10 protein-coding genes are annotated in these 10,679 nt (G+C 56.1%); 5 read left to right on the top strand and 5 right to left on the bottom strand.

The genetic code is table 11. The features are described 5' to 3' along the window. Positions 1 to 3: 3 nt before the first annotated feature. Positions 4 to 1,101: a TRAP transporter substrate-binding protein gene (locus tag ACFPDR_RS03245; protein WP_035273653.1), complete on the bottom strand. Its 1,098-nt coding sequence runs from the start codon at positions 1,099 to 1,101 to the stop codon at positions 4 to 6. Between the two features lie 382 nt (positions 1,102 to 1,483). Between ACFPDR_RS03245 and ACFPDR_RS03240 the strand changes: the two genes are divergently transcribed. The 4 genes from ACFPDR_RS03240 to ACFPDR_RS03225 all read left to right on the top strand — a co-directional run bounded on the left by ACFPDR_RS03240 (position 1,484) and on the right by ACFPDR_RS03225 (position 4,995). Beyond that, positions 1,484 to 1,798: a non-heme iron oxygenase ferredoxin subunit gene (locus tag ACFPDR_RS03240; RefSeq protein WP_009460854.1), complete on the top strand. Its 315-nt coding sequence runs from the start codon at positions 1,484 to 1,486 to the stop codon at positions 1,796 to 1,798. 31 nt (positions 1,799 to 1,829) lie between these two features. Next, the gene (locus tag ACFPDR_RS03235; protein WP_371478823.1) at positions 1,830 to 3,107 is read left to right on the top strand and encodes an NAD(P)/FAD-dependent oxidoreductase; all 1,278 of its coding nucleotides are present in this window, start codon (positions 1,830 to 1,832) and stop codon (positions 3,105 to 3,107) included. A gap of 66 nt (positions 3,108 to 3,173) precedes the next feature. After that, the gene (locus ACFPDR_RS03230; RefSeq protein WP_088452220.1) at positions 3,174 to 4,463 is read left to right on the top strand and encodes an aromatic ring-hydroxylating dioxygenase subunit alpha; all 1,290 of its coding nucleotides are present in this window, start codon (positions 3,174 to 3,176) and stop codon (positions 4,461 to 4,463) included. Positions 4,464 to 4,476: 13 nt separating this feature from the next. Beyond that, positions 4,477 to 4,995, top strand: coding sequence for an aromatic-ring-hydroxylating dioxygenase subunit beta (locus ACFPDR_RS03225; protein ID WP_376910532.1), 519 nt, complete (start codon positions 4,477 to 4,479; stop codon positions 4,993 to 4,995). 1,282 nt (positions 4,996 to 6,277) lie between these two features. Here ACFPDR_RS03225 and ACFPDR_RS03220 read toward each other — a convergent pair. From ACFPDR_RS03220 to ACFPDR_RS03205, 4 genes are all read right to left on the bottom strand, one after another. Further along, entirely contained in the window at positions 6,278 to 6,880 is a 603-nt protein-coding gene (locus ACFPDR_RS03220; protein ID WP_376911057.1) for an N-carbamoylsarcosine amidohydrolase, read from the bottom strand. Positions 6,881 to 6,887: 7 nt separating this feature from the next. Then, on the bottom strand, positions 6,888 to 7,940 hold the full coding sequence (locus ACFPDR_RS03215) for a 2,5-dihydroxypyridine 5,6-dioxygenase (protein ID WP_115634384.1): 1,053 nt from the start codon (positions 7,938 to 7,940) through the stop codon (positions 6,888 to 6,890). Positions 7,941 to 8,023: 83 nt separating this feature from the next. Continuing rightward, positions 8,024 to 8,848, bottom strand: a complete 825-nt coding sequence (locus tag ACFPDR_RS03210; protein ID WP_060186722.1) for an alpha/beta fold hydrolase — start codon at positions 8,846 to 8,848, stop codon at positions 8,024 to 8,026. Between the two features lie 2 nt (positions 8,849 to 8,850). Beyond that, positions 8,851 to 9,822: an amidohydrolase family protein gene (locus tag ACFPDR_RS03205; protein WP_026485442.1), complete on the bottom strand. Its 972-nt coding sequence runs from the start codon at positions 9,820 to 9,822 to the stop codon at positions 8,851 to 8,853. Between the two features lie 290 nt (positions 9,823 to 10,112). Here ACFPDR_RS03205 and ACFPDR_RS03200 point away from each other — a divergent pair, with 290 nt between their 5' ends. Further along, entirely contained in the window at positions 10,113 to 10,673 is a 561-nt protein-coding gene (locus tag ACFPDR_RS03200; protein ID WP_009460842.1) for a MarR family winged helix-turn-helix transcriptional regulator, read from the top strand. Positions 10,674 to 10,679: the final 6 nt, after the last annotated feature.

Here is a 10,679-nt window from a genome sequence, read left to right as displayed (position 1 = left end):
TGCTTAACTGCGCTTGCCCAACTCGCTGAAGGTGAAGTTGTCCAGGGCGCTTTCAGCAACCCGGAACCAACTGGCCTCCTGCTCCTGGAAGGCCTTCCAGCTTGGATAAATCTTGGCAAAATCGGCGTTGCTATCCGACAGTTCCTTCCACAGTTCCTGGGACTTGTCGTAGGCGGCCTTCATGACGTCCTTGGGGAAGTAACGCAGCTTGGCCCCATCGGCCACCAGCTTGCGCAGAGCGCCGGGGTTCAAGGCATCGTACTTGGCCAGGCTGAGCATGGTCTGCTCATTACAGGCCGTCTCGAATGCAGCCTTGAAGTTGGCGGGCAAGGCTTCCCAGGCATCTTTATTGACCATGGTGGTCAGGGACGCACTGCCCTCGAACCAGCCGGGGGAATAGTAAAAAGGAGCGACTTTGTTCAAGCCCAGCTTTTCGTCGTCGTAAGGGCCAATCCACTCGGCCGCGTCGATCGTGCCTTTTTCCAGCGAGGAGTAAATATCGCTAGGAGGAATCTGCTGGGGCACGGCGCCCAGTTTGGACAGCACCATGCCGCCAATGCCACCGATACGCATCTTCAGGCCTTGCAAGCTGTCCAGGTCCTTGATTTCCTTGCGAAACCAGCCCCCCATCTGCACACCCACGTTACCCGCCACAAAGTTGACGATGTTGTACTGGCTGTACATTTCGCGCAGCAGTTTCAGACCACCACCGAAGTGCACCCAGGAGTTGTGCTGACGGGCATTCATGCCAAAGGACAAGCCGGTATCAAACGTTACGGCGGTGTTCTTGCCCACAAAAGCGGTACTGAGCACGTGGTTGCACTCGACCGTGCCGTTGCTGATGGCATCCATGTTCTGGGCATAAGGCACCAGCTCGCCACCGGGGAAAGCGCGGATTTCGAACTTGCCTTCAGTCAGTTCGCTGACACGTTTGCACAACGCTTCGGCCGAACCATAAATGGTGTCCAGGCTTTTGGGCCAGCCGGTAGACATGCGCCAGCGTACGGTGGGGCTGTTCTGCGCAATTGCAGGGGCGGCTACGGCTGCCAAACCCGCACCCGCAACCGTTGCCGATTTCAGCAGAAAACTACGACGCTCCATCACTCACCTCTTTGTATTTTTTAATGTATTTACACCCCTTGCTCGATAGGGGTCTGGGTAGTTTGCCCGCCAGTCTGGCTTGCAGCCCCGACAGCAACTGCCCGAACCTTGCCAAACCGTCCCCCCCGAGGGGCCAGACGGACGTTCCAAGCAGTGTCAGCACACTATGAAATTGACATTCACCGCTTCGATAATAGTAAGTGTGCTGATTAATTAATTTTTGGTCAAGCAGGGAAACTACTGACGCATGTCCTTGATGAGATAAAGGAAAGCATCATCAATAGCTTAAGCCTCAACTAGCGCAATCCCTTATAAAAACGATATTTGATTTTATAATTTATACAGTATACTGACTAATTGAAAGCACAACCCGGAGACAACTTTGAACTGGATAAAAATTTCCGAAACTGATGCCATCGACAACGAAGAGTCCCTGGCAATCGAGTGGGAAGGCAAGAAACTGGCCCTGCACAAACTGGATGACGAGTTCCACCTGACCGACAACGTCTGTACCCACCAATATGCCCTGCTGTCCGACGGCTATCTGGAAGACGGTTGCGTGGAATGCCCGCTGCATCAGGCCAAGTTCTGTTTGCGCACCGGCAAGGCGATGAACGCCCCTGCCACGGTGGACATCAAGGTCTACCCGCTGCGCATTGAAGGCAACGATATTCTGGCCGACTTCAGTCAGGCCTGAGCTTTTTTCTGCTGACGAGACCTGCAACATCATGGCACACCACACTTCCGTACTGATCATCGGCGCTGGCCAAGCGGCTTCGGTGCTGGCGCGCGAACTGCGCAGCCTGGGCTTTAGCGGCAGCATCACCTTGGTAGGGGATGAAACTCACCTTCCCTACGAACGCCCGCCCCTGTCCAAAGACGTGCTCAAGTCCAGCGCGACCACTGACAGCGTGTTTTTGCAAAAAGCCGAGTTCTATCAAGAACAGAATATTGAACTCTTGTTGGGCACCAGCGTGCAGTCTCTGGATTGCGCCACGCGTCAGGCCAGCCTGAGCAATGGCCAGACCTGGAGCTTTGACCACGCGGTGCTGGCCACAGGCGGCGCGGCCCGCGAACTGGCGCTGCTGCCCGCCAGCCAGGCCAACGCCCTGTATCTGCGCACGCTGGACGATGCCCTGAGCCTGCAAGCCCGTCTGCATCCCGGTTTGCGCGCCCTGGTGATTGGTGGCGGTTTCATGGGTCTGGAACTGGCTTCAACTGCCAGTGAAACTGGCGCACAGGTCACCATCATTGAAGCGAATGAACGTCTGCTGGCCCGCAACGCCCCTGCCCTGCTGTCGCAATGGTTGCTGGAGCGCTTCGAGTCGCAAGGCATCACCGTGCGCTTGGGTCAGGGAGTGCGTCAGGCCCACTTTGCGGCAGAAAACGAGCACCCCGTTCAGCTGGAACTAAACGATGGCCAGATCCTGAATGGCGATCTGGCCATTGTGGCCGCCGGTCTGAGCGTGAACTCCGCCTTGGCGCGGGCCAGTGGTATCGCGGTAGACGATATGACGGCCGGGATTATTGTGGATCGCCAGGGCCGCACCAGTGTGGCGGGCATTTATGCCGCTGGCGATTGCGCCACCCAGATCTGCCCCGATACCGCCGTGCGCACGCGCACCGAATCCTGGCAGAACGCCAACGAGCAAGCCCGTCAGGTGGCCCACGCCATTGCCGGGCAGGATGCTCCTGTTGCACCTGTCAGTTGGTTCTGGACGGATGTGCTCGGTTGCAACATTCAAATGCTGGGTCAAGGCAGCCCGGATCTGGACTATCAGGTACGCGGCGTCATGGACAGCCAGGGCGATGCCATCAGCTTCATGCTGCTGGCATTTGAAGGCCAGCATTTGCGACACGCAATTGGCGTCAATGCCGGCGCGGATCTACGCGCTTTGCGCAGCGTCATGGAACAGAACTTGCCTGTGGACCCGGCCATCGTGCTGGACCCGGCCACCAAGCTGCGCCAGTACGTGAAAGAAGCGGCTCGTACGGCCCAAGTCTAAGAAAGAGAAGCGGCCTGCGCCGCCTCGTCATCACGAATCATTAAAGAGTTATCAGAGGAGAACCCCATGTATCAGACGCAAACGGTGATAGGCCAGACGGTCGGGTCCAAAGACCGCCCTGTCGAGGAATGCACCTGGCCCGAGGACGTGCTCAACACTATTCCGGACTGGGTCTACACCAGCAACGACATTTACAACCGCGAGATGGAACGCATTTTCCATGGTGACACCTGGAACTTTGTGGCCCTGGAGGCGGAAATTCCCGATTCGGGCGACTACAAGCGCTCGTATGTGGGTTCCACGCCAGTGGTCGTCGCTCGTGCGGAAGATGGCAGCATCAACGTATTTGAAAACCGCTGTGCACACCGTGGCGCGGAGTTTTGCCGTCACAACCAGGGCAATACCAATGAGTTTGTGTGCCCGTATCACCAGTGGTCCTACAGCCTGAAGGGTGATCTGCAAGGGGTTCCTTTCAAGCGCGGTGCGAATAAAGAAGGCGGCATGCCGCGCAGCTTCAAGAACTCCGAGCATGGTCTGAAAAAGCTGCATGTGACAACGCACAACGGCGTCATTTTTGCGTCCTACAGCGACAAGGTCGAGCCTATTACGGAATACCTGACGCCTGAAATTCTGAAGGATTTCGAGGCGGTGTTTCCCGGCAAGAAGCTGAAGATTCTGGGTTACTACCGTAACGAGTTGCCTTGCAACTGGAAGATGTACCACGAGAACCTGAAAGATCCTTACCACGCGACCTTGCTGCACTCTTTCCTGGTGGTGTTCGGTCTGCTGGTAGCGGGCAACAAGTCGCAGATGTATGTGGACCCTGTGCATGGTCGTCATGGCTATATGGCTTCGGCCAAGTCCGAGGACAAGTACGCCGAGGTCAGTGAGGACAACAAGAAGGAAATGCGTTCGTTTGTGGACGATATGCGTTTGCGCGATGAGCGTTTCCTGGACTACGTCAAGGAGTTTGATTCGCCGTGGTCGGTGACCATGCAGACGATCTGGCCCAACCTGATTGTTCAGCGCGAGATGAACACCTTGGGTGTGCGTCAGATCGTGCCCAATGGCCCCAACAGTCTGATCATGCAATGGACCATGTTTGGCTATGAGGACGATACCGAGGAGATGACTCGTCACCGTCTGCGTCAGGGCAACCTGATGGGTCCTGCCGGTTTCCTGGGTCTGGAAGACAACGAGGCCATGAAGTTTGTGCAGGAAGGGGTACGTCGTTCCAGCAGCGAGGTGAACATCATCAAGCTGGATGAAAGCAAGCTGGGTACGTCCAATACGCTGATCTCGGAAGCGGCTATTCGCTCCATGTACCAGTACTACCGCCAAGTGATGGATCTGTAAGACGAGCTGACTTATGAAAATGGATTTTTCTTTCAAACCCGCCCAGGTTTCTGTTGAGCGCGCTTTGGCCTTGAAGGCGGAAATTGAGCTTTTCAATGCCGAGTACTGTGCCACTTTGGATCGTGGCAATGTTGAGGACTGGCCCATGTTTTTTGTGGAGGACGCGGTTTACCGAGTCACTTCTCGCGAGAACGCGGATCTGAATTTGCCGGTAGGTCTGGTCTATGCCGAAGGGCGCGACATGATGCACGATCGTGCGGTGGCTATTGCCCGCACGCAGATGTATGCCCCGCGCTACATGCTGCATCTGGTCACGGATGTGCGCGTGATCAGCGAGGCTGACAATGGCGACATTGAGGCTGAAGGCAATTTCATGCTGATGCAGACTTTGGTGGAAGGGCCTTCCACGGTGCATCTTGTGGGTAATTATTTCGATACCTTCACGCGTGTGGACGGTCGTTTGATGCTCAGGGAGCGTCAGGTGATTTTTGATACCTCCATCCTGGCGAATGATCTGGTGTTTCCGGTCTAAGTCCGGGGTTTGCTTCTGGTTTTAAAACTGTTTTTTGTGTGCTGTTTCCGAGCCACTTGAGTCAGAAGGTCTTCTGATTCCTTTGAGCACCCTTCTTTGTTGAGGGGTGCTTTTTTTTGCTTATTTATTAGCCAGAGGGCTTATGGCTGGCGCAATGTCAGAGATATGAGGCTTTACGACCGGTAGCGCAGGTTTGGAGGGCATTCAGCTTAGTCAGGATCGGGGATAAAAGGTCTCTGTGAAAACGCCATTCAGTCGGCCTGCTGGGGTGTCCGGGCTGAGCACTTGCCGGTGCTGCGCACCGGTGCCCTTGTCAGGAGATAGCTACGGGCGCATCCTGAACTCACCCGGTACTTGGTCCCCCGGACCAAGTACAAGCGTCGGGTTCAAACAGCAGGATGCTTGCACCCCTACGCTATCTCCTGCCCGCGGCAAGTACTCTGATCCGCCCTGACACCCCAGCAGGCCGACTGAACGGCTCACAATGGCTTTTTATCTACCAATCTCTTACGGACTCTTTGAACAAACAGGGCCTCGTGCCTTGCTCTTCTGTATTTCCTAAGCACCTATCGTTCTGCTCTTCAGCCCCCCTCCCTTCCGTTCTCCACCCATCCAATCTGGGCCCTTAATTTCATCCCACCTCTGCCAGTGCCGTTTGGGCTTTAACCCGTGTTGCTTGTTTTCTTGTGGGGCCCGGGTACGGCTTGGCGGGCGAGTCAGGGCTCTTGCCGCAGGCAGAGTGCTGGGGCGGGATGCAAGGGGCGTGCTGTTTGAGGAGCACGCTTGCGGTTTGTCCGGGGGACAAACCGCGCTCCGAGTTCACGACCCGCCCGCCCCAGCACTCTGACAAGGGTACCCACGCGCAGCGTGGGCAAGAGACCCGCCAAGACAAGCCGTACCCGGGCCCCACAAGAAAACTATCCGCCGCCCTCACGCAAAGCCCAAACGGCACGTCCAGAAGAACTCCTCTATTGCTCCCAAAGCTCCACCAAACCCTTCTTAAAATGACTCACAAGACAGCCATCCCCTCACTCAAGACCTGACACAGCAATCCTTGCAAACCCACAACGCTGCCAAAAATAAAAAAGCCCCCGAGAGCCATACGGCTCCCAGGGGCACAGGTCCGATAGCCCGCCCCCAAGCGACAGGCCATCGATACTCAATCACAAGGCTATCAACACAGACTTGTTAACGACGACTCATATCCATCAAGCACGGACGCCCATCCAGACCATGATGAAACACGTCGCTCTTTTCAAAAGCTCAAAAAAATTGAATAGCGTTAAAGACCGATCAACGTCATCGCCTCTTCACGTGTTGCCACGGTGGCGTACTTCTGACGCATATCGAACAGGTTCGCCTCGTGAGGACCAATCGCACGGTCACCCACGCAATCCGATACCACCAAGGGACGGAAACCCAGTTGCATCGCATCGACCACGCTGGAGCGCACACAACCACTGGTCACGGCGCCAGCAACCAGCAGTGTTTGCACACCACGTTGGGTCAACCAAGCGGCCAAAGGCGTACCGAAAAACGCCGACGGCACGTTCTTGCGAACGATGAACTCACCAGGTGCGGGAGCCAGTTCCTGCACAATATGGCTGTTGTGCGCGTCTTCAGTCAGACCCAGCATGCCGGGGACTTTGATGCTGAAGATGTTGTTATCAGCGCCATCGTCGGCATACACGATACGCGTATGCGCCACTGGCCAGCCCTGTTCACGCGCCGTTGCCAACAGCTTCTGTGTGTTCTCGATAGCTTCAGGAATATTGCCGCCACCAAACACCGCCGGGTCAGCAAAGCCATTCACCAGATCAATAATCAACAAGCCGTAAGGAGCTTTAGGCTCCAGCGTCGACCCAAACCCTTGTTGAGCGTACACCGCTCCTTCATTCGTACTCACCAACGCCTCCGTCCAGTACTTTGCCATCACGCACGACAGCGCGGCCATCCAGGCTGACCGTGCAATTGCGCAAAGGAATATCAATGTGGCAGGCCGTCGTGCGCTTGCCGCCAGCTTCATTGTTCGGGCCCAGGGAGAACAGGAAGTTACCCTCGAACGCACGCGCATCCATGCCAATGGTGTTCTCACGCGAGTACAGACCCAGTGTGGACCAATGGCAACGTGGTTGCAGACCCCAGCCGATATGCGAGATAGCGTAGCCTTCGGGGTCATTGAAGGACTTCATGTACTCGTCCAATAATTGCGCCTCAATGCCGCCTTCGATCTTCGTGGCATAACCATTCTCCACAGTCAGAATAATCTGCTCGGAGGAATACTTTTTCTGCGGCAGCAGGATGTCGCCCTTGTCGATCACAATGGTGCCGTTGGTGCCCAGCTCGTTCGGCCAGGTCAGCACGAAGCCACTAGGCCAGTGGTCCCAACGACCGGGCTCATCCACAAAACCGTATTCACGAATCGCGGGGAACTCACCCAGCGGGCAACGCAGATTGGTACCGGCAGGAGACGTAATGCTCATTTCCTTGGCCGCTTTAATCAGCCCCGCAGCCGCTGTCACACGCGCACGATCCGCTTCCGTTGGCACCGTGCGAACCAGAATTTCTGGTGGCTCCACCGCCAGCAGAATCTTCGTACCCGACTTCAGAATGTCGATCTGCTCGGGCGAGAACAACAGAGTCATCAAGTCCAGCACCAGATCGCTGGCCTTCAAAGCCGCGATTGCCGCCTCATTACCCGTCAAAGGCGTCGTGCCCAGATAAGCCAAAGAATCCCGGCTCAGTGCCTTTTCTGCATTCACAGGCAACAGATCCAGACGATTTACCACCGCGCCCATGGACTGGGCCGCGATCTGCGCACACTGCATGGTTTGCTGATTCGTCGTGGAGCTGGTCAGCAGGGTCACGGTTTGACCTGCTTGCAGCTTGGACAGACGTAGAACCTCTTGCCATGCTTCGATAAGTTGATAATCACTCACTGCCATTTTGTCTCTCCTAGTGAGACACCTCGGCTTCAAACCGACATGCCTAATCACGACAGGGCCGCCTTGGCGGCCCCTGCTCAACATCACACCAAGCGCTGGCCCAGGAAATCACCGAAAGCTTCGTAAAAGCCTGCTTCGTTATCCCAAGGAATCATGTGACCGGCATCAGGCACGCGAACGTGCTGAACGCCAGGGGCCAGCTGCTGAATCTCGGCCACATCCTCGTCACGCACCACGTCACCACGCTCGGCTGTCATCAGCAAGGCAGGCACGGTCAAATGCGGGAAGTCGACATGAATATCGTCGGTGTGGAAACCCTCAAAGCTGGCCAGAATCGCAGGCTCGTGGCAGGTGTGCAGCCACTGGGCACGCAATTGCAATTGCTCTTCGGTCCAGGTCGGGCAGAAGGCACGCATATCGTCAGCCGTGCAGCCCTTGCGAGCCATCGCCATGGAATCCACGTACCAGGGCAACTTGGAAGGATAGGCACGGCGACCTGGGCCAGACACTGGCGGATCAACCATCACCAGACGGTTCAGGCCATCGCTGTTCTTGTGAGCGGCACGCAAACCGATACGAGCCCCCATGGAGTGACCGACCACGATGTAGTCCTTCAGGCCCAGCGCTTGAGCCAAGGCGATCAAGTCATCCGCCTGTGCATCGAGGCTGTAATCCATGCCTTCAGCCGCTTCGCTCAAACCGCGACCACGCACGTCTTGAATGTAGGTATCAAAGTGCTTGCCGAATTGCTCACCCACAAAACCCCAGGTCACCGCCGGGCTGGTAATGCCGGGAACGATGATGACTGCTGGGCGCTGGTCACGCCCACCAACGGAGCCACCAAACCGCAGGTAATGCTGACGAATGCCATTGGCGTGCACATGAGCGCCGTACAGAAATGTGCTCATGCTTAGCTCCGGTCCAGCTTGAACAGACGGGCAGCGTTGCCGTAGCAAACCAGCTCGCGTGTCTTGTCATCCATAGGCGCTGCCTCGATGAAATCAGCGGCCAGCTCGGTGGACTCGTAGGGGTAATCAACCGAGAACAGTACGGCTTCAGCACCCATTTCACCAATTGCGCCCATTAGCGTTGGGGCAGAACAGACACCCGAAGTAGTGATCAGGATGTTGCTGCCGATGTACTCGGAAGGCTTGCGCTTCAAGGTCACACCATGTGGGTACACGGCAAAGCGGCTGTCGTAGCGCCAGCGCTGGAACGGCAAGCCTTCACCCATATGACCCAAGATCAACTTCACATCCGGGCAGCGATCAAACACACCACCGAACAACATGCGCAGCGCGTGGGTGCCGGTTTCCACGCCCCAGCCCCAGGTTGCACCCATCAGCTCCGGGTGGCCCGTGTAAGCGTGCGGCATTTCATAAGCATCAAAGGGGTGCAGATAGAACGGCACATCCAGCTTCTGCACGGTTTCCCAGAAGGCATCATATTCGCGGCCATCGTAGTACACGCCATGCGTGTGACCGTTAACCAAAGCGCCTTTCAAGCCCAGATCCTGCACCGCACGCGTCAATTCCTGCGCGGCAGCAGCCGGGTCTTGCATGGGCAAAGTGGCAAAGCCGCCCAGACGATCGGGATGGCGTGCAATTTGCTGCGCCAGGAAATCATTGTTCTGACGTGAACGCTCGATAGCGACGGACACATCCTTTTCCACCTGTACCCCGGGGCCGGTCTGCGACAGCACAACGTACTCGATACCGGCACGATCCATCACCTCCAGACGCTGGGCGTCGAAGTCATGCAAACGAGCCATCAGTTCACGCGCGTCGGCACTGTCAATATGTTTGACAAAGGCCTTGGAATAATCCTCAAAGCCAACGGCGTTGAAGTGCTCCTCCAGTGCTATTTTTTTAATACGTTTCACCGTAAATTTTCCCTAAATTATTGATTTACATAAGGTCAATCGTTTGACCCCCCAACAATATCTATCAGTATGCTGATTATTATTGTTTTCAGCAAGTCGGGAAATCACATATACTTTGGGGCGTGGACAGCGCCTGTAGAAATGACTGCAAATCAGAAATCAGGGCTTTTGTTCACGTTAGCGTAGCCCTGCTTTCCTTGTAGACGCCGACCTTGCAGCCGTACCCTTTGCAGGTCGTCCCGCTTTCAGTGTGCTGCCTTGTTGGCAACGGGCTGAAGGCCACTCAATCGATGACTGACTTATCCATGAAGAATCACGCCGAGCTAAAGCAAGAAGAACGACTGGAAGCCGACGAGGCCGAAATCCTGGGTCCAGTGGAAGAAGAAAATGCCGAGCTGTATCGACGCAAACTGTGGTCCCGGCCTGGTTTTCTGGTGCGCCGTCTTAACCAGATTCACTACGCCATGTTTTACGAGGAGTGCAAAAGTGACCTCACCCCTGTCCAGCACGGTGTCCTGTCCGTGTTGATGGGCTCACCCTGGCTGGATCAAACCACGATCGGCTACGAGCTGGGGCTGGATCGCACCACCTCGGCCGATGTCATCCGCAGGCTGGAGGAAAAAGGTTTGCTGGGACGCCGTATCAACCCCGAAGACCGCCGCTCTCGCCAGACCTACATCACCGAAGCAGGATTGGCGGCGATGAAGGAAATCAGTGCTGGCATGAACCGCGCCCAGGAACGACTGCTGGACCCACTGACCGCCAAGCAGCGCCAGACCTTTATGACCATGCTGACGCGTGTAGTGGAGCACAACAACCAATACGGTCGTGCCGCCCTGAAAAACATGTGAGAAGCT

The organism is Alcaligenes sp. GCM10023179 (assembly GCF_042653705.1).
In the GTDB taxonomy this organism is placed as follows: Bacteria; Pseudomonadota; Gammaproteobacteria; order Burkholderiales; family Burkholderiaceae_B; genus Alcaligenes; species Alcaligenes phenolicus.
This window is presented reverse-complemented; position numbering and strand designations above follow the sequence as displayed.